Source organism: Streptomyces sp. NPDC005181, from assembly GCF_040608395.1.
Taxonomy (GTDB): Bacteria; Actinomycetota; Actinomycetes; order Streptomycetales; family Streptomycetaceae; genus Streptomyces.
The window spans coordinates 1-23916 of record NZ_JBEXID010000065.1 but is presented as its reverse complement, the minus strand read 5'-3'; the positions used below and the strand labels follow the sequence as shown (position 1 = coordinate 23916).

The following is a 23916-nucleotide window of genomic DNA, read 5'->3' as shown; positions in this document are numbered from 1 at the left end:
GCCGCAACCGTCGCACGGCCGGCTTTCAGACCACCTTCGAGCGCACCAGCGCGCCCAGTACCAGCGCCCCGGGGATCAGCGGCAGCCACACCGTGATGATGCGGTAGCCCAGGACCACGGAACCGGCGGCGGTGACCGAAGCCCCGGCGGCGACCAGAGCGACGACCAGCGCCGCGTCGACGGAGCCGATGCCACCCGGGGTCGGGACGGCGGCGGCCGCGATGCTGGCGGCGAGATACGCGATCGCGACATGGATCACGGGTACCGGTACGTCGAGGGCCAGCGCGACCGCGACCAGTCCCGCGGCCTGCAGGACGGGGAAGGCCAGTGAGCCGCCCCACAGGGCCAGCGCCCGGGCGGGCCTGGCATGCAGCGCACGCGCGTCGGTCAGAGCGGTGCCCAGAAAGGCACCGATGACCCTGCGTAGCGGGCGTACGGTTACCAGCGCGAGCACTGCGGTGCAGACCAGCCCGCCCGCCGCCCACACGAGTGGGAGGGCAGCCGCCTTGGGGACGAGGCCGTCCAGCCGGAGCGCATCGGGGCAGGCGGTCAGAAGCGTGAGCAGGAGCACGACCCGGCCCGCTGCCTCCGCCAACAGGTACAACGCGAGTGCGGCCGAGGACTGGGTCAGAGGGATCCCGCAACCCCTGAGGAAGCGCAGATTGACCGCGCCCGCGCCCAATCCCGCCGGCAGGAGGTGGTTGGCGGCACCTGAGGCGAACTGGGTGGCGAACAGCCGTCCGGCGGGGAGCGGTTCGAGCACCGCGCCCTGGCGCGCGAAGGACACCGCGACCCAGCCCAGCCCGGTGACTGCAAGCGCGGCCAGCAGCCAGTAGCGGTTGGCGGTGAGGAGTCCGCGGCCGCCGGAGGCGATGACGGGCCAGTTCAGGGCCACCCAGACGCCGATGACGGTGATCGGGACCAGGCAGGCGATCCGGCGCAGGAACGGGATGCTGGGTAGGGCCATCGGTCTCGGTCGTCCCTGCTCGTTGTGCACCCTTCGAGAGCGGGCTCGCCGATAGTGTCCCGGGCGTGCACGACGTTCCGGCGTCGTGTGGCCGACGCCCGGTGGACGGGGTGGTGGCGGGGAGGGGAGCCGGCACCGCGCAGGCGGCGTCGGCTCCGGTCGTCTCCGGCCTGCCCCCAGTTCCCGCCGGAATGCAGGTGTGGCCGCGGCCATGCTGCCGTGCCCTGTCCGCGGCGGTCGGATGCCCCAGCCGAACGTACCCTCGCACCGCCCCTCGGCCCACCGGCCGGATGACGCAACACGGCCCGGGAGCGACAACCGCGTGGCTCCCGGGCCGGCACGGACCCGGTCGGCCATCCGCCCGCCCCGCTGCCGCCGTTACGCGAACGGGGCCATGAAATCCTTCGGCGTCAGCGCCCGGTCGACGATTCGGGTGTCGCCGACCCAGCCGTAGTAACTCTGGCCGAACTGCTCGGCGAACTGGGTACCGCCGATGACGAACGGCTTTCCGAGCGTTGCGATGCCGGTGGCCGGCTGGGACGGGTTCCGGGCGATCTTCGACCCGTCGACGTACATCACCGTGCGGTGACCGTTGTTGACGACCGCGATGTGGATCCAGCGACCCACGGGCAGCGCGTGGCTCCATGACGTCGGGTCGGCGTCCTGGACGTGCGGGTAGAGCACGAACTGCAGGAAACGCTCAGGCGTGACATTGAGGCTGCAGGTGGGCTCCTCCGTCGACCATCCGGTGGTTTTGCCTGCGTCGCCGTTGCGCCCTTCCCAGCTGAGGATGCCCATCCAGGCGTGGTCGCCCTCGAACGGCTCCGGCAGCTTGATGAAGGTCTCGATGGTGAAGCCCGAGGTGAACGTCAAGCTGTTCAGCGGCGCCTGGGCGGCCGTGGTGAGGATCGCGCCCCGGTCCGGCGACTTGCCGCCGTCGAAGCGGAGGCTGGCGTGGGCCGGCTGCTCGGCATGGTGATCGCCCGACCAGGTGAGGGCCTTCGAGGCGCTGTCGTGGAGCAGTTGGACCCGGAGGTCGTTTCCGTGCCCCGACAGGTCGCGTGCCACGGTGCCCGCGGCCACGGCGGAACCGGCAGTGCCGGCCCCCGCGAGACCGGAGGAGTCGAACCGCCAGTAGGCGACAGTGCCCCGCGGCATCACCCGGGAGGCCGGACGCGGCGCCGGAGGAACCACCGGTGCGAATGCTTCGAACCGCTCCGAGAAGTCGATGTCCAGCGAGAACCGGTCCACCGGGCCGGTCAGTTCGACGGTCTCGGCCTCCCATGGCGTCCGCTTCTCGGGGTCGCGGGCGAGGAACCACGGAGAGAATGTCTCGACATCGACGACCTTGCGGACCATGTCGAAGGAGTAGAGCCGGACCATGCCGGCACCGCCGTAGTAGCGGTCCTGGTAGTTGGTGATGTGCACATGCACATCGTGGCCGGCGTCGTTGGTGAGCACAGTGCGTCCCGGAGGCCAGTAGTGCCCGCCCAGCGCCATGAAGATCTGGTCATTGCCGCGGATGATGCGGTCCCAGAGCCGCTGTCCGTTGTCGGACAGGTGTGCCTGGCCGTTGTCCTCGGCCCAGGCGATGTCATGGGTGGTGAGGATGGCCGGGAGGGTCGGGTGGGCGTCGAGGACGCCCTGCGCCCAGGCCAGCCCCTTCTCGGAGGCGCGCCAGTCGAGGGCGAGCATCAGCCACTCGCGCCCGGCCGCCTGCAGCACGTGGTAGCTGTTGTAGCCGTCCGGCGATGCGCCGCCGAAGGTCGGCATGGAGGTGAATCGCCGCGGCCCGAACGCCCGGAGGTAGGCGGTGTCACCGCGCTGGTCGTCGGTGCCCGAGTTGATGTCGTGGTTGCCGGCGAGGACGCTGTAGGGCACCTTGCCATGGATGGTCCGGAAGGTGTCCGCCGCGAGGCCGATCTCCTCCTCGCTCCCGTGCTCGGTGACATCGCCCAGGTGCGTCATAAAGGCGATGTTCGCCTCCTGACGCTGGGCCACCAGGTAGTGGAACGTCTCCTTCAGCGGCTCCGGGTCCGCGCTGTCCGCGTCGAAGAGGTACTGGGTGTCCGGCAGGACCGCCAGTGCGAAGCGCGGGCTCTCCTCGTCGAAGCGGTGGCTGCCGGAGCCGGCTGCCGATGACTGCGCCGTGGCGGCCTGCGCGGACTGCGTGCCGAGGACCGTGGCGGCCGCTCCGACCGCCGGGACGGCCAGCGCCGCCTGCAGCAGGCTGCGGCGACCCGGTCCCGGATGACTGGTTTTGCTCATGCGATCTCCCTGAATACCCCCGGTATGACAGCAGGGATCATGCTGATCGCCGATAGCCGGACGGTGAAGGTGGTCTAAACCACAAGGGCCGGATGGTGGGCACCTTCGGGTGGGCAGCCGCCGTGGGCGGGCGAACGGTGCGTACCGGGCATCCGGTGGACGAGCGGGTGCCTTGACCCGCGCCCCTGACAGGCGCGCGATCAGCAGGGCCCGGCTGCTTGGAATCGCCGGCCCGAGATCTTCGAGGGGAAAGGCGGGAGTCAACGGAAAGTCGCTGGCTTCCCGTGCCATCCAGCGAAGAGACTTCCGGCATGACACTTCACGAGAATGAGGTCTCGGTCGACGAGGCGATAGTCAGGTCACTGTTGGAGGCACAGCGCCCGGAGTGGGCTGACCTGCCGTTGTCGCCCGCAGGCGCGGGCACGGACAACATCATGTACCGGCTGGGCGATGACCTGCTCGTGCGACTTCCACGAACCGCCGACAACGGACGGTCCGTGCGAAAGGAGCAGGAATGGCTTCCTCGCCTGGCGCCCTTCCTCGCGTGCCCTATCCCCGAGCCCCTCCATGCCGGGGCGCCCACCAACGCCTTCCCGCTCGTCTGGTCGGTCTACCGCTGGATCGACGGTGACGAAGCCGGCCCGGACACCGTCCGGGACTGGGGCGCCTTCGGAGCCGACCTGGCGGCGATGGTACGGGAGCTCCACAGCATCGACCTCATGGGAGCGACTCGCACGGATGACCTCAGCTGGTACCGCGGCGGCAGCCTGCAGGCATGCGACCACTGGATCAGTAAGTGCTTTGAAGACTGCCGAACCACCGTGGGCCCGGAGCTCGACGTTGAGACTTTGGAACAGTTGTGGCGAGCCGCGCTCGCCCTGCCCGAGCCTTCCGGACCTGACGTGTGGCTCCACGGCGACCTCAAGCCCACCAACCTCTTGGTTCGGGAGGGCCGGCTCCACGCGGTCATCGACTTCGGAGGCCTCTCAGTCGGTTTTCCCGACGCCGAGCACTCCACACTCTGGGACCTGCCACCGCAAGCACGAGAGGTCTACTGGAACACCCTGGGCCTCGACGATCTCACCTGGGCCCGCGCCCGCGCCTGGGCGATCGCGGTCGGCGTCAGCGGAGTCTCTTATTACTGGCACACCTACCCCGCCTTCGTCGCCGAATGCCGAGCACGACTTCAATCGATTCTCACTGACGCCGCTGCACGTTGAGCGGCCTCCTCCGGGCCGGAAGGAAGGGCTGGACGGCGCGGGTTCAGTGGAACGCGACGGAACGTCGCGCGTAAGGGAGCACCTTCGCCCGCGACGATGCCGAAACCGCGCTCGTGCGGTCCGAGACGCTCCAGGCGCAAGGAAGTGGTGCGCGGCAAGTGATCAGGTGGGCGGAGTCACTGGGCGGTCGATGCTGGTGGCGTCGAGCTGTCGGACGCCCCGGCCGTTCTCTGCCACCCCGTCAGCCGGCCTTGTGTCGTGGTCCCCCGACACTGTCCTGCAGCCACCTGAGCCATCGATCCCGGAGCCAGGCTCCGAGTAGGCCGGCAGGGCGTTCACGGACGTGGTCGTGCGACCTGCGTCCAGAGGCGCTTGGATCAACGTGCAAGGTAAAGGCGGGGCTTGGTTGCGAACCTGAGGGCTGTCCCGTAATCCCTGGTGGATCAGCGCGCAGCGTCAGATGCGGTGCATCGCAAGGCGGAGGAGCGTCCTCATACTGGGCGTATTCGGGCGCTCCGACAACGCGGCGAGGTGCCGTAGCTGTCGTCGCGCGCCCGCCAGGGATTACGGGACAGCCCTTAGGAGACCTTCGGGGTGCGGGTCGCGCTGACGACCTTGCAGTCCCTGAAATCGTTTCCCTTGCCGGGGCCCGTGTAGGGGGCGCTCGCGTACATGAAGTACGTCTGGCCATCGCCTACCGTCACATCGGTGACTTTCGCGACGATCGGGGCTGCGGTGGGGGAGTCGCCCTCGAAGTGGACCGTGATGTCGTAGGTCTGGCTGAAGGCGGTGTCGTTGTCCATCTGAAGCTGGCCGCGGATCTCGGTCGCCGCGGGGTTGATGGAGCAGAAGTCGATCGTCACTTCGCTCATGGCGTCGACGGGGACGGTCTCGGTCGGGGTGGGGGAGGGTGTGGGGGCGTCCGTGTAGTCATCGCCGCCGGAGGTGCCGTTGTCGTGGCTGCCGCCGGTGGTGGAACTACTGGAGCTCGAGCTGCTGTCGCAGCCGCCGCCGCGGGAGCCGGTGAGCGTGATCAGGACGATGCCGAAGACAGCGACCGCGCGGACATGGCGCATCTTCACGATTACCCCCCGTTGAACAAAACCCGCATCGCGTGACGGGTGCACGTCACCATACAGGGTGGCGGGGTGCTCAGGAGCGGGTGCGTGAGCGGCTGTGGTGGGATCCCCCTCCTTCACTGAAGGCCAGTTCCCCGACGCGGGCAAGCACATGGCCGCCCATGCCCATGCACCACCACACCACCGTGGTCCCGTGTTCGACGATATGGACGCCCAAACCGTGGTCGGCGCACTCCGGCCATACTTTCCAGGTCTGCTTCAGCAGGTCCTCCTGGATGAGGCACGCCACCGCCGCCACGGCCCCGACCCGGTCGTCGCCCGTGCACGGGTGCAGTCTGCCGTCGCCGCTGAGCCGCCGTCCGTCAGCCAGCACAACTCCGGCGGCCACGGGGAAGGCGTCCTCCATGACCACCAACCGCGGTTCGCCGACAATCCCGGCCGCGGGCAGGTCCCGGGCAGCGATCCTCAGCGCGTGACGCAGCATGTCCAGTCGCTCCGGTGCCAGGTCGAAGCCCGGATCGAAGCATGTCTGCGCCAGTATCCGCCCGGCCAGGCCGGCCATCTCCTGGGGCGTCACCTGAGCAGGGTGACGCTCCACCACTTCCCGCACAGCGTCCGACCCGTGCCCCTGGTCCATCAGTTCACAGGCCAGATCGACCACGTCCTGGGCGGCGAGCCGCCCTTCGCGCAGGCCGACGTATACGCGAGCACTCAAACGGTCGACCACGCACTCCCTATCCACGGACCCAGTATCTCCGTCCGCCCACCGGTCGCCACTGCCTGTCCGGCCCCGCCTGCACGAGGCACTCCCCGCCGAGCTGCGGGCAACTGGCCTGCCGGGTCAACTTGATGGGGGTCACGACTGCCGGATTGTGGAGATTGCCTCCTCGTCCGGTCGTCAGTCCCAGCGCCTAGGGTGCGTGCATGACCAACTGGATACAGGGCTCCTTCCTCGGCCACGAGGTGAATGTCGTGTTCGCCCGGGGCATACCACTCGACACATTCGTCCGAGGCCTTGGCGACCGGCTGCGAGAACCCCTCGCGTACGGCGAGGCGAACGGGTGGGCGTGGGCGGTGCACGACATGCACAACTGGGATGCCGAGGACTACGACGACGTCGACTACAGCGGCATGTGCCCAGACGGTGCGGAGATCGTCGTGCTCGTGACCGAGCCCTGCAGTGCCAAGGCATTCTCGCCTGCATTCGGGTACCACCGGGACGGTCGCACGATCCTCTGGTTCAGCTTCGAGGACCTTCAGCAGCGGGTGGGCGAGAACCCGGACTACCTGTCTCCCGAACTCCTGGCCGCGAACCTCATTGGCCCCCTTGCGGAATGCGGACGACAAGGCGACGACAGTCACGACTGCTTCGACCACCACTACGAGGATCACGAGCGTCTCGTGACAGTGATCGCCGACTATTTCGCGCTGCCCTCGCCGCCTCTGTCTGTGGGGGTGACCGCGAAGTGATCTGGCTTGCCCCGAACACCTTCGTCACCTTCTGCAAGGGCATGACCCTGCCGACCTTGTCCGGCATCTTCGCTGAGGCCGAGCGTCCTGCCGTCTCCACCGGTGAATCGTCTGGCTGGGCATGGGTCACGCACGACGCCTACACCGCCCCGCATGGACAGACCGCCTGGGAGCTGGCCCGCAACATCACCGGTTACCGCTACGCGGACCGCGCAAATGATCCGGCTCGCGTTGAAACCGTGTTCCTGGCATCCACGCCCGCATGCGCGTGCCCGCACGGGCAGAACTACATGGTCCCTCACTGCGCCGAGCACCCGTTCCAGTTCGCCTACAGCCGCGGCGGGTTCGAGCAGGCGTACTTCAACCTTGGCCGGCGCCGCGAATCACGGCGTGCCGGAGGCATGGCCGACCTGCTCGTACGCGAGCTGCTGGAAGCCGGGATCGTCGGCCGGGACACTCCGGGGTACGACACCGATCCCGGCTTCAACGCGGATGGCGCCCAGACGGTGCGGATCGTTGCCGAGCGCTTCGGGCTTCCCTCACCACCGCTCGATCTCAAGCCCGCCGACTCATCGACATGATGCGAGGACTGCAGCCTGCCGGGCGGACCTGACGCGGTACGTGGGCGCGGTAGTCGGGCCGGGTTCAGTCAGGGAGCGAGAGCCCTCTGGTCACGCGTGCCGCCGACGCCAGCAGCTTCGCCCGGACCTGCGTGGTGCGGTACATCCGGTCCGATCGGAAGGAGATACCGAGCGCACCGACCTGGTCACCGCTGTACACGGGCACCGCGACGCATGTCGTACCGCAGGCGTACTCTTCCCGGTCCATGACCACCGGCGCTGTCATTGAGTCGAGTTGCCGCATCAGCTCCTCCCTGCGCGTGATGGTGCGGGGCGTGAGTTCGGCCAGCGAGTGCCGGGAGAGGTAGTCGGCGCGCGCCTCCTCGTCCAGTTCACGCAGCACGCTCTTGCCCAGTGCCGTGGCGTGTCCGGCGTCCTCGAAGCCTACCCAGAGGTCCACGCGCGGAGTCCGGGCACTGTCGACGATTTCCATGACACGGATTTCGCCCCCCTCGTACAGAGTCAGATAAACGGCGGCTGAAAGATCGTTGCGCAAGGAAGCCAGGGCGGGGCGGATACGCTCCCGTAGCTCCCGTCCGTTGCGTCCGGCGCCGGCGCCCAGCGGGTGGCGCTTGCCGGAGAGGACGAAAGCGCCGTCGTCCAGCTCTGTCAAGTATCCGTCGTGGGTGAGCGCGCACAGCAGCCGATGGGCGGTGGCCCATGGCAGCCCCGCCTCCCGGGCCAGCTGTTGCGCAGGGGCACCTCCCGCGTGCGCCTCTGCGGCCTCCATCAAGCGGAGGGCGCGTTGAACGGACGCGGCGAGTTCGGGGCCGGCCTGGTCACCCATGCCAACAAGCATGGACCCGGTGCCGGAGGGCGGCAAGGCGTCCTGCATATGTGCCCGACCTGGGTGCATGGAGGAGGTGCGACGACTGTATGCGGTGGTCCAGTCTGTTCACCGCCCCCGCGGGTCTCAGCTCTCGCCCTCCAGGCAGCCTCGGTCCCAGGCCGGCTGGTGCTGCGGCTGCAAACCTTGACCGGGTTGCGGAGCTTGCGGTCAATCTGTGTCCTCAATCGCCTCACGGGTTGTCTTTCAGCTCGTGCGACGGTGATCACCATGGCCCCGCGCTGGTCAGTGTCCGTTGTCTCCGGCCGTCCTGATCGGCTCTCTCATGCCCATGCGCGGCCGAATCCACATGATTCCGTGGGTCGGACGGGCAAGCCGAGGCCGCGTGCCGCCCGCCCTGCCGGATGCGGCAGGATGAAAGATCGTTTCGGATCCGAGAATCGAGCAGGTAACACAAAGTGACGATATATCACATACGGCGCCCGGCGCCGGATTCCGCCGCTGGCCCGCTCCCCCTCGCGGCGGGAGGCAACCGGTGAACCGGGCACTCACGCTCCACGACCTGATCGTCGCCGGGATCGCGGTGGCCGCCGGCGTCCTGGCAGGACTGCTGCTGCGCGCCGCCCTGCGGTGGCTGGGAGATCGTGCCAGCAGGACCCGGTGGAGCGGGGACGACGTCATCGTCGATGCCCTGCGGACCCTGGCGCCCTGGGCGGCGATAGCGGCGGGCGTGGCGGCGGCCGCCACGGTGCTTCCGCTGACCTCGCAGGTCGGACGCGACGTCAACCAGGCGCTGACCGTGCTGCTCATCCTGGTCGCCACACTCACTGCGGCCCGGGTGATCACCGGTTTGGTGAGGTCCGTTGCCCAGTCCCGGTCCGGTGTGGCCGGATCGGCCTCCATCTTCGTCAACATCACGCGCATCGTGGTGCTGGCGATGGGCTTTCTCGTCGTACTGCAGACACTGGGCGTCTCCATCGCCCCGCTCCTCACCGCACTGGGTGTGGGCGGTCTTGCGGTCGCTCTGGCGTTGCAGGACACCCTCGCCAACCTGTTCGCGGGCGTGCACATCCTCGCCTCGAAGACGGTGCAACCCGGCGACTACATCCGGCTGAGCAGCGGCGAAGAAGGGTACGTGGTCGACATCAACTGGCGTAATACCGTGGTGCGTCAGCTGTCGAACAACCTGGTGATCATCCCCAATGCCCAGCTCGCCGGCACCAATATGACCAACTTCAACCGGCCAGAACAGCAGATGTCGGTGCTGGTCCAGGTCGGAGTCGGCTACGACAGCGACCTGGAGCACGTCGAGCGCGTGACCGCCGAGGTCGTCGAAAGCGTCATGACCGACATCGCCGGCGGAGTCCCCGACCATGAGCCGGCCGTCCGGTTCCACACCTTTGGGGATTCCAGGATCAACTTCACGGTGATCCTCAGGGCCGGCGAGTTCAGCGACCAATACCTGATCAAGCACGAGTTCATCAAGCGGCTGCACCAGCGCTACCGGGCCGAAGGCATCAGGATTCCCGCCCCGATGCGGACGGTGGCGGTGCAGCAGAGCGAGACGCCGGTTCCGATCCCGCAGCAGCGCACCGTTGGTTTGTGAGCTGCCTCCCGAGCCCCGGCAACCGGGCGGGGGCGAGCTCGCCGCCGGCCTGCGCGGTCGTAAGAATCTCGCAGGCCTTTGGGCCGTGATCGACAAGCGATCGACCGGATCAAGAAGACGGCAGAGGGCAAGAACCCCGACGCCTGAGGGGTGCCAGACCGCTCCTGCCGAGGAACGGGCGGTTCAGCCGGGTGCGGCTGTCGGGGCGCCGTGTGGGCGTGATCCGAAAAAGAGTGTGTAGAGGGCGTGTCGTCGAACTGCCGCCGCCCGGCCGAAGGGCGGCGGCAGTTTGCGTGCCGGTCAAGGGAGTTCGCGGTATTCGGTGACGAGATAGTCGGCCTCGTCATCGATGGCTTTCGCCAGCCAGTCGAAGTGAATCTCAGTGGGGTGTCCATCTGCGGCAAATACCGCCTCCGCGACATCAGCCCGGCCTGCTCGGGCCTTCTGGAGATCAGTGAGGAGACCGCCAAGCGTCGGGACGTCCTGCGGATTCTCCTCGACCGTGAACCGGGCCGGCTCGTCGAGGCCGATCGCTTTGACGACCTTCCCGTTTCCCACGGTGATCCGGTAGTCCCCAAGGCCGCCCCGCTCCCCGGACTCGGAGAGAAGCCGGAAGGAATACCGATTCGGTTCGGACCATCGGGCTGGCTTTGCCTGGACACCGCCTCCGGCGGTGGCCGGTGTGGATCCTGTGCCGCAGCCGACCACGGCGAGGGCAAGCACAGCGGATGCGGCGAGCAGATGCGTGCTGGATTTCGTCACGGTCAGGCCTTTCAGCAGCTCAATTGCCTCTTCGACGGCGTCACCATGGATTCGGTTCCTGCCCCGGTCTGCACGGAGTTGCTTGCATTCACAGTGGACATGTCTACTTTCGGATCGCCGGAAGGCAGATGGCCTCGGAACTCCTAACAGAATGATCCTGGAGGTCGGTGCTCCTGCTCGCCGGTGCTCCGGCCGGGCCGTCGCCGCGGAACGCCGGCGGGTATGCCGGTCTCGTCGAGCGTTCCGAGTTGGCGGTGCAGCCCGGCGCCGGGCACCCTCCCTCGCACGGCGATCCCGCGTGGTTCACGCGGACATGGGCGGCCCTTCTCAGCTGATCGCGTCGAGCAGCAGTTTCGCGGCCGCCGTCGCCCCGTCGGTGCGGATCGTGCCGGCCACGGACCTCGCTCGTGCGTGGGTCTCGGGTGGCAGGGCCGTCTTGAGCGCGGCCGACAGGGACTCGAAGGTCGGGGTGGGACCGTCGTGTGCCGTGCCGATGCCCAAGTCGGCCACCCGGGCGGCCCAGTACGGCTGGTCCGCCCCCTGGGGTACCACCACCTGAGGCGCGCCGGCCCCGGCGGCCGTCGTCGTCGTGCCCGCGCCGCCGTGGTGCACGACGGCGGCCACCCGGCGGAACAGTGCCTGCTGGTTGACCTCGCCGACGACGAAGCAATCGTCCTGGTCGTCGATCAGGGCCAGGTCGGCCCAGCCGCGGGAGACGACCGCGCGGCGGCCCTGCGCACGGATCGCTTCGATGGCCACCCGGGCGACGTCCTTCGGGGCGCTCATGGGCGTGCTGCCGAAGCCGACGTACACCGGTGGTGTGCCGGCGTCCAGGAATGCCACCAACTCGGCGGGGAGTGGGCGTTCGTCGGTCAGGACCCATGTGCCGGTCTGCACGACGTCGAGGTCCGCCGGCTCCTGCCACGGGTCCAGGATCGGGTCCGTGGCCAGCCACGGGTAATCGGTGAAGGCGTAGTCGCGGACGTTGTCCACCAGTGGCAGGCCGATCGACGCCCGCTGGGTGTTGAGCATCTCGCCGAACATCGCGGTCGCGATCTGAGCGTCCAGGTCCCACAGCGCCCGGTTGTCGGTCACGTCCGGTGGCAACGGCTTGCCCCGCCGCGCGGGCGGGCGGCGGTGCGGCGACGGCAGGCTGACCGGCTGGTGGCTCACGTGTACGTAGCGGATGCCCAGTTTCTCGGCCACCGACCGCGCGCCGGCCGTGGCCGGCAATGGGCCGGTCGCCACCAGCGCATCACATCCCTCGGCCGCCGCGGCGACCGTGTCGAACTGCGCGGCCATCAACTCGGCCGCACGTTGCGCCAGGCCCACCGCCGACCCCGGCGTCACCGTGGTCACCAGCGGGCGCACCGGCTGGCCGGTCGGCACCATCTCCACGCCGACCTCGGCCAGGCGCTTCACGAACTCCTCGTCCGGCGGCGCGCACACCCGCACCTCCGCGCCGAGTTCCCGCAACCGCACCGCGAGTCCCGCTATCGGTTCGACGCTCCCGCGCGACCCGTAAGTCGACAACACCACACGCATTTCGTGATTCTCATTTCCGCAGATCCTGGCTTCGGTGGGTGATTCTGCGGTGCAACCAGGGTCTTGCCGCAAGCCCCCCGGTGCGCTATATGTTGATCATGGAAGGGGGTGGGCACTCCCCCTTTCCCTCAGAGTCCGCAGTGGACGGACAGCCTCCTCACGAAGCCGCGCCGTAGGCCAGGTCGCCGCCCAGTTCGCGGGACGCCTGGGCCTGGGCGAGGAGTTCCCTGGCCTTGGCCTCGACGCCCTGGATTGCGTCGGCGCCGGCGACGAAGCGCAGCAGCGGCTTCTCCTGGTCGGCGATGGCCAGCAGGGCGCGGGCGAGCTTGGCGGGGTCGCCGCTCTGCCGGCCGTTCATGCTCTTCCAGGCCGCGATGGTGGCGGTGGTGCGCTCGGCGTAGTCGTCGACGGACGGCTCGGGCCAGGTGGTGGAGGCGTCCACGAGCAGCTCGGTGCGGAAGAAGCCGGGTTCCACGATTGTGGTGTGGATGTTGTACGGCTCGACGTCGTACCGCAGTGACTCCATCCAGCCCTCCACGCCGAACTTTGAGGCGGCGTAGGCAACGCAGAACTCCTGGCCGATGATGCCGGCGGAGGAGGAGAGGGTGATGATGTGACCGGCGCGCTGCTTTCGCATGAAGGGCAGGACGGCGCGGGTGACGTTCATGGGGCCGAAGAGGTTGGTTTCGATCTGCTGGCGCATCTGCGCGGGTGTGATCTCCTCGAAGTAGCCGGCGAAGAAGTTTCCGGCGTTGTTGATCAGGACGTCGATGCGGCCGAAGCGGTCGACGGCGGCCTGCGCAGCTGCTTGCGCGTCGTCCAGGCTGGTGACGTCCAGCTTGATGACCAGCAGGTTGTCCTGCGGCCCGCCCAGGGTCCTCTCGACCTCTTCGGGGCGGCGGCCGGTGGCGACGACCTGGTGGCCGGCGGCGAGGGCTTCGCGGGCGGTGTCCGTGCCCAGACCGCGTCCGGCACCGGTGACGAGAATGACCTTGCTCATGAGGGGTTCCTTTCAGGTGCCGTCGTCGGGCACCCGGTGTTGCGTGGTGATGATGCCTGGCGTCCCGGCGGGTGGCCGGGCGACGGCTGGGGGCAGCCGGGGTCAGGCTTGGTCGGTGGGCATGATCCACAGTTCGCCGACAGAGGAGTGGCGAGGCCGGGTGACCATGTACGCGACGCCGTCGGCGATGTCGTCGGGGAGAAGTACCTCGGTCTGCTCGTAGAAGGTGTCGATCGCCGCGCGGACCTCGGGCTTGTGGTCGTTGTGCGAGCCCAGCTCGGTGTCCACGCCGCCCGGCTCGAGGAGACCGACGCGGACGTGCCGCTGGGTGACTTCCTGGCGCAGGGACTCGGTGAAGCCGTTCACGCCGAACTTGGTGAGGTTGTAGACGCCGTAGCCGTTCCACGCCACGCGGCCCGCGATCGAGCTGATGTTGACGATGTCGGCGACCCGGCGGGGGCCTTCCTCGGCGGCCTTGAGCAGGTGCGGCAAGGCGGCGCGGGTGGTGTAGAGCAGGCCCTGGACGTTGACGGCGATCATGCGTTCCCACTCGTCGGCGTCCGCGCCGACGACGGGTCCCAGGAGCATCAGGCCGGCGTTGTTGACCAGGGTGTCGAGGCGTCCGAAGCGCTCGACTGTCCGCTGTACGGCGGTCTCGGCCTCGGCGCGGTCGGTGATGTCCGCTTCCACCGCCAGGGCGGTTCCGCCTGCCTTCCCGATCTCGGCGGCGAGGTCGTCCAGCCGGTCCTTGCGGCGGGCGACGAGGGCGACGGAGGCGCCGTGCTCGGCGAGCCGACGGGCGGTGGCGGCGCCGATACCGCTGCTCGCGCCGGTGACGAGAGCGACGGCGCCGGTCAGTTTCGTTGCCATGGGGGGTGTCCTGTTCTTCGGTTCTCTCGATGTGCGGCGCAGGGCCGACGGGCGGACCCGTCCGTGGCGCAGGCGCCGCAGTGGGTCTGCAGGCGGGCGGCAGACGCGCCGCCGTATCGGCGATTCACACCGCCGTGGTCGTTGCACCATCTACAGAACCGGCTGTCGCGGGACGGCGGGAGACCCTGATGAAGGGGGGTACTGAGAGGAACCCCCAGCTATGCGGAAGCGCTCGTAGAGTGGAGCACATGGCAGGCAGAAGCGACCATTACGGCGCAAACCATGACTTCCGTGGAGATTTCCGTGCGGAGATCCGGGAATTCCTGGGCACGCGACGGGCCAGGGTCACCCCGGAGCAGGCCGGACTGCCCGTGTACGGCGGAGACCGCCGACGAGTCTCCGGGCTGCGCCGCGAGGAGGTCGCGCTCCTCGCGGGCATCTCGAGCGAGTACTACACCCGGCTGGAGCGCGGCAACGCCACCGGCGTCTCCGAGAGCGTCATCGACGGCATCGCGCGAGTGCTGCAGCTCGACGAGGCCGAGCGAGCCCACCTGCTCGACCTCCTGCGCGGCGCCGCCACGACTCGTCCGCCGCGCCGTCGGCCGGCCCAGCAGCGTGTCCGGCCCACGGTGCAGCGCGTCCTCGACTCGATGATCGGCACGCCCGCGTTCGTACTCAGCGGACGTCTGGACATCCTGGCCGCCAACCATCTCGGGCGCGCCCTGTTCTCGCCGGTCTACGCCGACCCGGTGCGGCCGCCCAACAACGCCAGGTTCGTCTTCCTCGACCTGGGCGCGACCGAGTTCTTCCGCGACTGGGACAAGGTCGCCAACGACACGGTCGCCATGCTGCGCGCCGAGGCCGGCCGCGATCCCTACGACCGGCGGCTGTCGGACCTGATCGGGGAGATGTCCACCCGCAGTGAGGAGTTCCGTCGCCGCTGGGCCGCCCACAACGTCCGGATCCACACCACGGGCATGAAGCTCCTCCATCACCCGGTCGTCGGAGACCTCGACCTGCCCTTCGAGACCTTCCCACTGGGGGCCGACGCCGGCCAGAGCCTCCTCACCTACACCGCCGAGGCCGGGTCACCTTCGCAAGAGTCCCTGAACCTGCTGGCCAGCTGGGCCGCGGCCAACGACGACATCGAGCCGTCCGCACCGACCCACGACTCCGACCCGGCTGAGTCGGCCCAGACACCCGACTGATCGGCGAGCCCTGGCTGCACTGGTCGTCAACGTCATGACCCGCACCATCTGGCCGGCGTGACCTGCTGGTCCTAGCGAAATGCGATCAGGAAGGCGGTCAGCCATCCCATGAGCAGCCCCAGCGTTCCGGACCACCAGTAGCGTCTGGCGCGCGGAGGCGGCAGGAAGACCCCGCCGACTGCCGTGACCCAGCCGATCGGAACCACCCCCAGCACCAGGATCCGAACTGTCCAGTGTGTGAGAGCGTCGCATCGCGCGACGAGCACGAGGACGGTCTCGCAGTGGGCGCCCTCCAGACCCATGAGAAGTCCGTGAAGAGCCACCGCAAGGGCCAGCAGCGTGGCCGTCAGCCCACCCAGCACGCGAAGCGCGATCGATGCGGCACGCCCGTCCGATCGACTGTCCGTCATGGCCGAACCGTAGAGGCAGCAGCCTGATGGCGCATCAATACAGGTACCCAGCTTGTCATTCAGCCCTCCGCTCGGCAGCCGGAGGCCAAGGACCAGGCGAGGCCGGGCGACGACGGATGGCCGGCAGCGCAGTGCGCGCCGCCACCCACGTGAGCCAAGCCCTACGCGGTCCTGGCTCGCGCTGCTGCCGCGGCCACGTGCTCCACCACGGGCCACCAGCAGTCCAGACCCGGCACGCGCAGGCCCACGACTTTGCCCGCGTCGTCGGCGCGGCGCAGCGCGACCGCCGCCGTGAAGTCGGGATCTGTCCCGAAGACGGCGGCTTCCTCCGACGTCATGACGCCGCCCTGGCAGCCAAGGGTGCGGGCACTCTCCGGGGACAGCGCGAGGTGCGCGTCGGTGGCGGCCAGGTAGCGCTTGGCGGGGATGTGGAGGGCGACCAGGCGGGCGACCCGGGCGCCGAGGAGGCCGGCGACGGCCGCCGCGGCGTGCTCACCGTGGCCGGCCTCGTCGCCGGGCAGCAGGTGGTGGCCGATGTCGTGGACGAGCCCGGCGACCTGCAGCTCCTCGTCGTCGGGGTGGTGCTCGGCGAGGACCGCCGCAACCTGGAGGCCATGGTCGAGGATGTCCACCGGGTCGCCTGAGCGGTCCGGGGTGTCCCAGGCGTCCTCGCAGTCGGCCAGCAGTGCCATGAGCTCGTCCACGGACGACGGTCCCTTTCCGTTCATGCCTGCACGCTGCCGAAGTCGTCCGTACGGCGGGTGCATGCGCGACGTACTCCAGGGGGCCGGGCGGCCAAGAAGGCCCGAAGCGCGACCGCTGCTCCTGGCTGCGCCGCCGCGCGCTGCGCCTCCCCCGGGGCAGCTCCCGCGCGTCGAACCCGCACAGTCCCAGGTTCCGCCACAGCCGGTACGACGACGGCGGCAGCCACTTCACCTCCCGGCGCGGCCCGGTGTGCGACGCCGCCGCCGGCACCTGCCGCACCTCAGCCCAGCCCGCCGACCTGCTCCACGGCGACCACGCCGCGCGGTCGCCGACCGTGGCGTCCTGCCAGTGGCCCTGCCCACGGGCAAACCGGAGGAAGTCGGAAGACGTCCGCAGGTCCCGGGCGTGCGCGGCCTGCGTGTTCCACGGGGCGGACGCCAGCCACTCCGAGAAAGCCGGTCCAACGCGACGTCGTACGCGCCCGTCGGACTGATCAGGAACGGCTGCCCCTCGCGGACAGCCCACGCGTCCAACTGCCGATCGAGCCTGGCTCACAGCGCGCTGAACTCCTGCATGAGTGGCGTCGCTCGGTACGGCCACGCTGGATCCCCCGGCGAGTCACCACTGCGGGCCGGATCGAAATCTACGGCCGACAGGCCGCGGTGAGCCTCGTGGCGGAGAACGGGCAGGTCACCCGAATCTACACGGTGGCAAACCCGCGGAAGCTGACGCGGCTGGATGAACCGGCCGAACTCACCAGGTAAGCCCGCTACTGCACCGGCGTCGTGAGGGTTCCGGGCGGTGAGAACCGCCCGGAACACACATGAGAGCAGGGGGCAGCGCCCGCGTATGCTGTGGTTGGCGATCGTCAGCAGGCGCTCGGCCTCGGTCGGGCCGACCGGTCCGTGCTCGGTGGCCGGCGTGATGGCTCTGACGAGGTCGGACAGTCGTAATCCCTCCTGAGCCACGCGTGACGAAGGTGTGGATCCGCTCACTGCTAACGAGTTCGCATGACCCGGCCGTCCACCGCCGACCTGCTCCTATCCTGTGCCTCCGCGGCCATCGCCACGAGGTCGTGCACCGGTGCACGGGCGACGACAGGTGGCCGGCGGCGCAGTGCGCGCCGCCACCCACGTGAGCCTGTTCAAGGGAACCCGCGTGAGCCAGATGCCCGGCACCGTCAAGTCCGCCCGCGCGCTGCTCCTCGTCGTGGGCGCAGGGAACGTCGTCGCTGCCCTGTGGCTCATGGTGACCGCTGCCACCTTGCAGACCGGTGCGATGGGCCAACTCGTAGTGGGCCTACTTCTCCTTGCGGCGCTCCCGTTCGGGTTGCTCGCCGCAGCCGCGATCGTCATTGCCGCGAAATTCACCACCGGCGGCCACCGCGTCCGCATCGGCGCAGTTGTTGTCGGCTCATTGATCATCGTTGGCTCATTGATCATCACCAGCACCGCGATCAGCGCGAAGCTGCACAACGGCGCGTGGGGCATTGCCGTCGCAGCCGGCGCTCTCGTGATCGCCCTCTCGACCAGACAGGACACCAGGGGTTGGTTCGACCGTCCGCGCCAGTAGCGTTCGTCGTCGCGGATCGCCGGTGCGATCACCAAGGCCACCCGTGATCGGTGGGCCCTGGCCCGCCGTTGCCGGGCGGCGCACATGCACACCCTGGCGGCCGGGATCAGAACGTTGCGGCACCGCCTGTCCCTCCCGATCGGGGAACGCGGAACGAAGCGGGCTGCGGGCGGCTACCGGTCGAAGAACGAGTGGTTCCGCAAGTCCCGCTGCCCCGCGTCACTGGAGGCGCGGCACGCTGCTGCTGTTGCCGAGTGGCAGGCCGGACGGTTGCGGGTGGTACGGGGTGGCAAACGTCTCCTGAACACCCGCCACCACCTCACCCAGGCCCAGCTCACTGAAGACCAGTGGCGGGAACGCTGGTTCCTCGCTGCCGACGGTGAGTCGGGGAAGCGGTTCGGGGGCTCGCGGCGCCGTCCCACTTCGCGAAGCAGCCTGCGCCTGCAGTACCTCGTACCAGTTGCCCGCACCGAGGAATGGGAAACACATAAATATCGGGCGAATGGCGGGGTGGTGCCAGGGCAGACGGTGCTTTGGAGGTTGATAACTATGGTTCCCCTGCTTCTCGTTCTCCTGCTCGCCCTGGTTCTCTTCGGTGCTGGTTTCGCACTGAAGGCTCTGTGGATCGTCGCCGTGATCGTGCTGGCTGTCTGGCTACTCGGATTCGCCATGCGTTCCGTCGGAGCCGGTGGTCGTCGTGGCCGCTGGTACCGCTGGTAGAGAGATGCAGCCCCAGCCTGTTGGGCGGCTCCAGACCTTCAGGTCTGGAGCCGCCCGTCTGTTCGGCCGAGGACGACGCGAAGCCTGCCGCGATCCAGTCGATCAGCGGCCCGGTCACCGCGCAGTCCGCCGCCGCGGGGGCCTCGGGCATCCCGCCCGTGCTGACCGCGCCGTGTGCCTCCGTGCGATCGCGGCGGTGGACCGGCGCATCGTCGAGGACGAGATCGATGCCGGCCGCAGCCAGTGCTGTGATCGAATAGGGGCGGCCCCGGTGTGCCCGAAAACGGCCGCCACCAGGTGTATTGATCACGAGCGCTGTCGACACTCATGGGTCTTGATCAAGACGAAGACCTCCGGTGTGGTGGAGGTGTCTGGGCTCCACACCACGCACGGAGGTCTTCGCGTCCCACCGTCATGCCCGGCTGTGTGAAGCGGACAGTTGGATTCGTCCGAGCGCCGTCCTGAGATCCTCTCGAACGCACAAGTCGCTGCCGCTCACGACCGTGTGGCGGTTCCGCACCCCGCTTCGCCGGCCTCCCGCATGCGCGCGTCCATCGATGTGCTCCGGTCGTACGGGTCGACCTCGGGGCCGTCTCCCGTTCCCGTGACCGTGCGCTCGGCGCTGAACTCGGGGGTGAGGTAGCCGGTGAAGGTGTCGCAGCCGCCGTTGGCGGTGTCTACCTTGTAGGAGACCAGGGAGAACGTCCCCGGCTCGACGACCACCTTCGCCGGGTTGTCCCAGCTCATCACGACCTCGCGGCGCACAATGGTGCGCGCGAGTTCGTCGCTTCCCGCTGCAGCGCGTACGACCGGATAGACGTACGTGACATCAGTGGTCACCTCGACTGCACCGCGCTTACCTTCCCGGTACGTGATCCGCCCTCGTGTCTTGACCACGTCGCCGACAAGTCGCACCTTCGTTTTCGCGAAACGGCTGAAAAGCAGCAGAGGATCACTCTCCCGACTGGGCGCGCGGAACGCGGTCGCCAGGTAGTCCTGGACATCCTGCTGATGCGGATTGATCAACGCGATCGCCTTCGTCGGCCGCTCACCGTACAGCACACCAGGATCCAGGCTGGACGCGGCAAGAAAGGCCCGGGTCCGATCGAGCGCCTGCGCGACCTGTTCCTTGCTCATCCAGCCGGTCGCGCGTGCCGCAGGAACGCGGATCCCTGCTGGCCCGTCGCCCCACCGCGCCGCAGGCGACCCTCTGAACGGCTGTTCCGCTGTGGGCAGTTGGGCTGCCGCCTCCGTCGCCGGCGGCAGATCCGGACGTACCGACTCCGCGGCGAGCGGCGCACTCTCACCGCTTCCGCCCCCGCCTCCGAACCAGCCAGCCACCCGCCCCGGATCCAGTGCAACGACCAGCAAGCCGACCACAACCAGCAGACCGACCGCGTACCAGCCGTTACCCCGTCGCCGCCGCGGCAGTTGGTGAGTGCGCCACCCCTCCGGCCGGCCGGTTTCCTCCCGCAGCCGCTGCGTCACAATCCGGGCCCGCGCCGACGGCTCCTCGGGCGCGCCTTGAGTCCCGGCCTCGGCCTCCCGTAGGAAGCGCTCCCATTCCTCGTCCGGTATGGACGTCCCGCCCTTGCCCACGATGCGCTCCCGATCCTTCTCCTGCTCCCGGTCCCCCCAGGGCCGGTCATTATCCGTGCATCATCACATAGCTCAGCCGCACCACCACGAACCCAAGTCCCCACATGACCAGCCCTGGAACCCCCGCTGGCTCAGGTCCCGCAGGTGCAAGCCGAACTGCCGTACGCGATCGCCAGAACCGTCAACGTGTGGGTGTCGTGACCGAGAAGAATGGCGGCGGTGGCGTGCCCGGCGGTGCGGATGCGGCCTGCCCACCAGTCAGTGCGCGTCCCTCAGAGTCCCGTTGGCTTCGTGCGTGTCCAGGAACAGCACTTGACGGCGGATTCAGGAGGCAGTTGGTGATCAACCGGCCCGCGAATATTGAGGAGAAAAGACGGCAGTGCCGTGGCAGCCCACCGATCTCATCGAAGTTCAACCGCACCAGGGTCGGGCGAGCCCTGGACGAAGGCCGTGGCGTCGGCGGTCGCTGCGCGGCCCACGGCCACCCGCAGCGTCACGGCAGCCGCGACTCCTGCCACCAGGCCGCAGGTCAGGGCGGCCGGGACGTCGCCACCGATACCGGCGGACAGCTGCAGCAGCCCCCAGCGCAGGCCTGTCACGTCCGTCGCCACCCGCAGCAGCTGGCTCGCCAGCAGCCCGAGGACGGTCGCGCAGACTGCGCCCGCCGCCATCGCAGGGACGGTGGTCCGGGTGAGCAGCCCGGGCAGCCGCCGCAGTGCCCACCACACCACAGCGAGCAACAGCACGTCGGCGGCCCGGTACAGGAGCCAGTCGCCGAGCGGCGCGCCCGCTGGGCCCGACCAGGCGCCGAGCAGCAGCCACTGGCGCAGGAGTTCGCCCGGTTCGGCGAACAGCCCGCCGTCCGGGGAGGCCGTCTGGAGGGCGGCGGCAACCGGCTGATACGAAAGGACCACCAGGGACAGTGCGATCACCGCGGTCCCGGCGGTGGCGGCCAGGCGGGCGGCGCGCGCCGGAACGACCTCCTGCGGCAGCGGGCCGGCTCCCTTGGCGGTGACGCGCGCGGCGAGCACCGTCCCCGCTGCCGTAACCAGCGCGGTCGCCACCAGGATCTGCCGTCCGGAGGAGACCGTGCCCGCCAACTGGGGCAGGAAACGGTAACTGCCGTGCCCCTGCGCGGCGATCAGCCACGGCGCGGAGACGGTAACCGCCAGGGTCCCGGCCACCAGGCCCCAGGCCCACACCGCGAGCAGTGCGGCCGGCATCCGGCCGTGCACCGGCGGCAGCCTGCGGATCAGGAGCAGCGCCCCGGGCACGAAGAAGGCGAAGACCGCGGCGAACCGGATCTGCAGCGCGGTGGCGTACAGCGCGAGGTAGCGGGTGCTGTCGGTCTCGGCCGTGTCCCCGATCCCGCCGGAGACTTCGGCGCCGAGCCGAACCGAGCTCGGAGGGTCGTAGGACCAGGGGGTGAGCCAGCGTTCGAGTTCGGCGGCGGCCCTGCCGCCGATCACGCCGGTGGTGCCCGGCAGATGCAGTGCCTGCGCACTCGCCCCCGCCCACCACAGAAGCGCCGTGAGCAGCAGCCCTCCGGCCAGTGCCGGTATCGCCGCGCGCCGGTATGTCATCTACTGTCCCCGCCCTTGGTCGCGCCCCCCGTGAATCCCCTGGTCATGGAGATTACGAGGCGCTGATCACATACGGATCACGGTCGTACGTTGACTTCACGTATGGGTGGGGTGTCGAGGGCCGATCCCCACACTCGGTCCCCGAGGCGGGCGGCCACCAGAGTCCGACACGACCGACTACCGCGAGCGCCACGTGGTCGAATGCGGGATCAACCTCCTCAAGAACCAACGGGCCGTGGCCACGAGATACGACAGCCATGTCGTCCGCTACGAGGCGACCGTGCTGGTCGCGCCAGCAACGAGTGGATATGACTGGCTCCGCCGCGTGCCGAGTCGTTAACCTCGGCAACCATGAACCAGCGACAGCGGAAGAGGCTCTCCCGGCACCTCGGCGAAGCAGTCGTACGGGGGGACACCACCCGTGTGAAGGCGCTTCTGCGGGCTGGGGCCGACCCGGAGCGAGCGGACAGCGAGGGCACCACCCCTCTGTATGTGGCATCCGTGAATGGCCAGGCCGAGATCGCCCGTCTGCTCCTGGTAGCCGGGGCCTGTCCGGACACCGAGAGCAGCGGACTCGGCTCGGACGGCACGCCATTGTGCGCAGCCGCATGCTGGGGGTATACCGAAACGGTGCGCGAACTGTTGGCACACGGCGCCGATCCGGACCTTCATGAAGATCACGGCACGGGCCGTTCCCCCCTGGACTGGGCGATCGGCGGCCCCCATCCCGAAACTGCCGCTCTCCTCATCACAGCGGGAGCAACCCCCCACGGGCAAAGCACGTAGCATCGCCGTTTGACCGGAAGGCTTCCTCCACTCGTCACCTGGAACCGCGGCCTTTACCAGGGTCTGCAGCGGCACCGTCTGGGCGGAATGACAGCGGTAGTAGGCCAGTTCACCGGTGGTTCGGGGGCGGCGGATGAGCCGCTGGCCGCCCTCCTGTGATCGGCTGGAGGGCGGCGAACTGCCGGAAATCCGGGCGACAGCCACCGAACCGGCCGACACGCTGGCGCACATGACCACGCCACTGACCGCGAGACAACGACTTGCCGCGCTCCACCGCCATGCGGCCGTGAACGGGGAGGACTTCATCGGCCAGAACCTTACTTCCGCTCGCACGTCGCGGCTGCGGTTCAGCCGCTGCTCGTTCATCGAGGCCGATCTACGCCACGCCACCCTGGACGGGTGCTGGTTCAAGTTCTGCGACCTCAGCGGCGCAGATTTGCGTGGGGCTTCACTGCGCGAGGCCAGCCTGGCCGGATGCGATCTACGGGGCGCTGACCTGCGCGACACCGATCTTACTGACGCCAGGCTCGGATGCGTGAACACTGGCATGCCCCCGTTCGGACTGACCGACGTCACCGGTGCCCGGTTCGAGGGAGCGTCCCTGCGCAATGTTCAAGCGGAAGGTGTCATCGGGTGGCCGCCCGGGCATGGCGGGAACGAGTAGGCCCTGCCTGGCAGCACGCCGATCAGAACCCTGATCAAGCTGCCGGCCCTCACCAGCCGAAGTGCTCACAACCCCCGGCGAGACGACCGGGTTGCCGACCGTAGTCGCTGCGGTTGGCCTGATCCTGCCCGCCGTGCTCGACATCGCACCGGTCATGGTGCCGGTGACTGCCGTCTGCTGGGTTTTGCTCATGGTCGGCGCGATGATCACCCATGGCCGCCTAGATGAATGAGTCCAAGGGATGGCCTGCGGACATGGCACGAGGGCGTCCAGTGTCGATGTGTGACGAACGACGTGAACACCCTCGCAACAGCACTCTATGCCCGGATCGACGACGAGTTGAAGGCTTCGCCATGGCTGGCCCCCTGGCGTCCGAAGGTCGGGATCACGCCCACGCTCAGTGACGCGGAACTGCTGACGCTCGCCGTGATGTCAGCGCTGCTCGGCTACACCTCCGAGCGGCGCTGGCTGCGCC

Annotated in this window: 23 protein-coding genes and 3 pseudogenes; 13 read left to right on the top strand and 13 right to left on the bottom strand. The window is 68.9% G+C overall.

Annotated features, from left to right (window positions below):
- Window positions 1–25 precede the first annotated feature (25 nt).
- Both ABZV38_RS29785 and ABZV38_RS29780 read right to left on the bottom strand, forming a co-directional pair.
- Window positions 26–967: a lysylphosphatidylglycerol synthase domain-containing protein gene (locus ABZV38_RS29785; protein WP_356331533.1), complete on the bottom strand. Its 942-nt coding sequence runs from the start codon at window positions 965–967 to the stop codon at window positions 26–28.
- Between the two features lie 378 nt (window positions 968–1345).
- Window positions 1346–3235, bottom strand: a complete 1890-nt coding sequence (locus ABZV38_RS29780; RefSeq protein ID WP_356331532.1) for a LamG-like jellyroll fold domain-containing protein — start codon at window positions 3233–3235, stop codon at window positions 1346–1348.
- Window positions 3236–3546: 311 nt separating this feature from the next.
- On the opposite strand from ABZV38_RS29780, the gene ABZV38_RS29775 reads away from it, so the two are divergent.
- Complete coding sequence (locus ABZV38_RS29775; protein ID WP_356331543.1) at window positions 3547–4455, top strand: aminoglycoside phosphotransferase family protein; 909 nt, start codon at window positions 3547–3549, stop codon at window positions 4453–4455.
- Window positions 4456–5033: 578 nt separating this feature from the next.
- Here the strand turns inward: ABZV38_RS29775 and ABZV38_RS29770 are convergent.
- Both ABZV38_RS29770 and ABZV38_RS29765 read right to left on the bottom strand, forming a co-directional pair.
- Window positions 5034–5537, bottom strand: coding sequence for a hypothetical protein (locus ABZV38_RS29770; RefSeq protein WP_356331531.1), 504 nt, complete (start codon window positions 5535–5537; stop codon window positions 5034–5036).
- A gap of 70 nt (window positions 5538–5607) precedes the next feature.
- Window positions 5608–6249, bottom strand: a complete 642-nt coding sequence (locus ABZV38_RS29765; protein ID WP_356331530.1) for a hypothetical protein — start codon at window positions 6247–6249, stop codon at window positions 5608–5610.
- 209 nt (window positions 6250–6458) lie between these two features.
- Between ABZV38_RS29765 and ABZV38_RS29760 the strand changes: the two genes are divergently transcribed.
- Both ABZV38_RS29760 and ABZV38_RS29755 read left to right on the top strand, forming a co-directional pair.
- Window positions 6459–7004: a hypothetical protein gene (locus ABZV38_RS29760; protein ID WP_356331529.1), complete on the top strand. Its 546-nt coding sequence runs from the start codon at window positions 6459–6461 to the stop codon at window positions 7002–7004.
- On the top strand, window positions 7001–7585 hold the full coding sequence (locus tag ABZV38_RS29755; protein WP_356331528.1) for a hypothetical protein: 585 nt from the start codon (window positions 7001–7003) through the stop codon (window positions 7583–7585). The genes ABZV38_RS29760 and ABZV38_RS29755 overlap by 4 nt, the downstream gene beginning before the upstream one ends.
- Before the next feature lie 64 nt (window positions 7586–7649).
- Here ABZV38_RS29755 and ABZV38_RS29750 read toward each other — a convergent pair whose 3' ends face one another.
- The gene (locus ABZV38_RS29750) at window positions 7650–8411 is read right to left on the bottom strand and encodes an IclR family transcriptional regulator C-terminal domain-containing protein (RefSeq protein ID WP_356331527.1); all 762 of its coding nucleotides are present in this window, start codon (window positions 8409–8411) and stop codon (window positions 7650–7652) included.
- 535 nt (window positions 8412–8946) lie between these two features.
- On the opposite strand from ABZV38_RS29750, the gene ABZV38_RS29745 reads away from it, so the two are divergent.
- Complete coding sequence (locus ABZV38_RS29745) at window positions 8947–10017, top strand: mechanosensitive ion channel family protein (RefSeq protein WP_356331526.1); 1071 nt, start codon at window positions 8947–8949, stop codon at window positions 10015–10017.
- 300 nt (window positions 10018–10317) lie between these two features.
- On the opposite strand, the gene ABZV38_RS29740 is transcribed toward ABZV38_RS29745, so the two are convergent.
- From ABZV38_RS29740 to ABZV38_RS29725, 4 genes are all read right to left on the bottom strand, one after another.
- On the bottom strand, window positions 10318–10779 hold the full coding sequence (locus ABZV38_RS29740; protein WP_356331525.1) for a DUF6174 domain-containing protein: 462 nt from the start codon (window positions 10777–10779) through the stop codon (window positions 10318–10320).
- A 327-nt stretch (window positions 10780–11106) separates the two neighbouring features.
- Entirely contained in the window at window positions 11107–12324 is a 1218-nt protein-coding gene (locus ABZV38_RS29735; RefSeq protein ID WP_356331524.1) for a glycosyltransferase, read from the bottom strand.
- 157 nt (window positions 12325–12481) lie between these two features.
- Window positions 12482–13324, bottom strand: a complete 843-nt coding sequence (locus ABZV38_RS29730; protein WP_356331523.1) for an SDR family oxidoreductase — start codon at window positions 13322–13324, stop codon at window positions 12482–12484.
- Window positions 13325–13426: 102 nt separating this feature from the next.
- A complete protein-coding gene (locus tag ABZV38_RS29725; protein WP_356331522.1) occupies window positions 13427–14194 on the bottom strand; it encodes an SDR family NAD(P)-dependent oxidoreductase in 768 nt (255 codons plus the stop codon).
- Between the two features lie 248 nt (window positions 14195–14442).
- Between ABZV38_RS29725 and ABZV38_RS29720 the strand changes: the two genes are divergently transcribed.
- On the top strand, window positions 14443–15402 hold the full coding sequence (locus ABZV38_RS29720) for a helix-turn-helix transcriptional regulator (RefSeq protein ID WP_356331521.1): 960 nt from the start codon (window positions 14443–14445) through the stop codon (window positions 15400–15402).
- A 71-nt stretch (window positions 15403–15473) separates the two neighbouring features.
- Here ABZV38_RS29720 and ABZV38_RS29715 read toward each other — a convergent pair whose 3' ends face one another.
- On the bottom strand, window positions 15474–15812 hold the full coding sequence (locus ABZV38_RS29715) for a hypothetical protein (RefSeq protein WP_356331520.1): 339 nt from the start codon (window positions 15810–15812) through the stop codon (window positions 15474–15476).
- Window positions 15813–15973: 161 nt separating this feature from the next.
- Window positions 15974–16540: an HD domain-containing protein gene (locus tag ABZV38_RS29710; protein ID WP_356331519.1), complete on the bottom strand. Its 567-nt coding sequence runs from the start codon at window positions 16538–16540 to the stop codon at window positions 15974–15976.
- Between the two features lie 1093 nt (window positions 16541–17633).
- Between ABZV38_RS29710 and ABZV38_RS29705 the strand changes: the two genes are divergently transcribed.
- The 3 genes and pseudogenes from ABZV38_RS29705 to ABZV38_RS29695 all read left to right on the top strand — a co-directional run bounded on the left by ABZV38_RS29705 (window position 17634) and on the right by ABZV38_RS29695 (window position 18809).
- Window positions 17634–18089, top strand: a complete 456-nt coding sequence (locus tag ABZV38_RS29705; RefSeq protein WP_356331518.1) for a hypothetical protein — start codon at window positions 17634–17636, stop codon at window positions 18087–18089.
- A gap of 3 nt (window positions 18090–18092) precedes the next feature.
- Window positions 18093–18491: pseudogene (locus ABZV38_RS29700) on the top strand (IS200/IS605 family accessory protein TnpB-related protein); the annotation flags it as partial.
- Between the two features lie 147 nt (window positions 18492–18638).
- Complete coding sequence (locus ABZV38_RS29695) at window positions 18639–18809, top strand: hydrophobic protein (protein ID WP_356331517.1); 171 nt, start codon at window positions 18639–18641, stop codon at window positions 18807–18809.
- Window positions 18810–19304: 495 nt separating this feature from the next.
- Here the strand turns inward: ABZV38_RS29695 and ABZV38_RS29690 are convergent, their stop codons facing one another.
- Window positions 19305–20408 carry a hypothetical protein gene (locus tag ABZV38_RS29690; protein ID WP_356331516.1) on the bottom strand — a complete coding sequence of 368 codons (1104 nt, stop codon included), beginning with the start codon at window positions 20406–20408 and terminating at the stop codon, window positions 19305–19307.
- 401 nt (window positions 20409–20809) lie between these two features.
- Complete coding sequence (locus ABZV38_RS29685) at window positions 20810–21991, bottom strand: hypothetical protein (RefSeq protein ID WP_356331515.1); 1182 nt, start codon at window positions 21989–21991, stop codon at window positions 20810–20812.
- A 136-nt stretch (window positions 21992–22127) separates the two neighbouring features.
- Here ABZV38_RS29685 and ABZV38_RS29680 point away from each other — a divergent pair.
- The 5 genes and pseudogenes from ABZV38_RS29680 to ABZV38_RS29660 form a co-directional block, all read left to right on the top strand.
- Window positions 22128–22331, top strand: a pseudogene (locus ABZV38_RS29680) (hypothetical protein); the annotation flags it as partial.
- An 11-nt stretch (window positions 22332–22342) separates the two neighbouring features.
- Window positions 22343–22777, top strand: coding sequence for an ankyrin repeat domain-containing protein (locus tag ABZV38_RS29675; protein WP_356331514.1), 435 nt, complete (start codon window positions 22343–22345; stop codon window positions 22775–22777).
- Window positions 22778–22910: 133 nt separating this feature from the next.
- Window positions 22911–23441, top strand: a complete 531-nt coding sequence (locus ABZV38_RS29670; RefSeq protein WP_356331513.1) for a pentapeptide repeat-containing protein — start codon at window positions 22911–22913, stop codon at window positions 23439–23441.
- Window positions 23442–23502: 61 nt separating this feature from the next.
- Window positions 23503–23673, top strand: a complete 171-nt coding sequence (locus tag ABZV38_RS29665) for a DoxX family protein (RefSeq protein ID WP_356331512.1) — start codon at window positions 23503–23505, stop codon at window positions 23671–23673.
- A 50-nt stretch (window positions 23674–23723) separates the two neighbouring features.
- Window positions 23724–23916: pseudogene (locus ABZV38_RS29660) on the top strand (IS982 family transposase); the annotation flags it as partial.

What these genes read in the sequence shown, in the direction of transcription:
- ABZV38_RS29785 (WP_356331533.1), bottom strand. Translation starts at nt 967, where the DNA reads ATGGCCCTACCCAGCATCCCGTTCCTGCGCCGGATCGCCTGCCTGGTC.
- ABZV38_RS29780 (WP_356331532.1), bottom strand. Translation starts at nt 3,235, where the DNA reads ATGAGCAAAACCAGTCATCCGGGACCGGGTCGCCGCAGCCTGCTGCAG.
- ABZV38_RS29775 (WP_356331543.1), top strand. Translation starts at nt 3,547, where the DNA reads ATGACACTTCACGAGAATGAGGTCTCGGTCGACGAGGCGATAGTCAGG.
- ABZV38_RS29760 (WP_356331529.1), top strand. Translation starts at nt 6,459, where the DNA reads ATGACCAACTGGATACAGGGCTCCTTCCTCGGCCACGAGGTGAATGTC.
- ABZV38_RS29750 (WP_356331527.1), bottom strand. Translation starts at nt 8,411, where the DNA reads ATGGGTGACCAGGCCGGCCCCGAACTCGCCGCGTCCGTTCAACGCGCC.
- ABZV38_RS29735 (WP_356331524.1), bottom strand. Translation starts at nt 12,324, where the DNA reads ATGCGTGTGGTGTTGTCGACTTACGGGTCGCGCGGGAGCGTCGAACCG.
- ABZV38_RS29730 (WP_356331523.1), bottom strand. Translation starts at nt 13,324, where the DNA reads ATGAGCAAGGTCATTCTCGTCACCGGTGCCGGACGCGGTCTGGGCACG.
- ABZV38_RS29725 (WP_356331522.1), bottom strand. Translation starts at nt 14,194, where the DNA reads ATGGCAACGAAACTGACCGGCGCCGTCGCTCTCGTCACCGGCGCGAGC.
- ABZV38_RS29720 (WP_356331521.1), top strand. Translation starts at nt 14,443, where the DNA reads ATGGCAGGCAGAAGCGACCATTACGGCGCAAACCATGACTTCCGTGGA.
- ABZV38_RS29715 (WP_356331520.1), bottom strand. Translation starts at nt 15,812, where the DNA reads ATGACGGACAGTCGATCGGACGGGCGTGCCGCATCGATCGCGCTTCGC.
- ABZV38_RS29710 (WP_356331519.1), bottom strand. Translation starts at nt 16,540, where the DNA reads ATGAACGGAAAGGGACCGTCGTCCGTGGACGAGCTCATGGCACTGCTG.
- ABZV38_RS29695 (WP_356331517.1), top strand. Translation starts at nt 18,639, where the DNA reads ATGGTTCCCCTGCTTCTCGTTCTCCTGCTCGCCCTGGTTCTCTTCGGT.
- ABZV38_RS29685 (WP_356331515.1), bottom strand. Translation starts at nt 21,991, where the DNA reads ATGACATACCGGCGCGCGGCGATACCGGCACTGGCCGGAGGGCTGCTG.
- ABZV38_RS29675 (WP_356331514.1), top strand. Translation starts at nt 22,343, where the DNA reads ATGAACCAGCGACAGCGGAAGAGGCTCTCCCGGCACCTCGGCGAAGCA.
- ABZV38_RS29670 (WP_356331513.1), top strand. Translation starts at nt 22,911, where the DNA reads ATGAGCCGCTGGCCGCCCTCCTGTGATCGGCTGGAGGGCGGCGAACTG.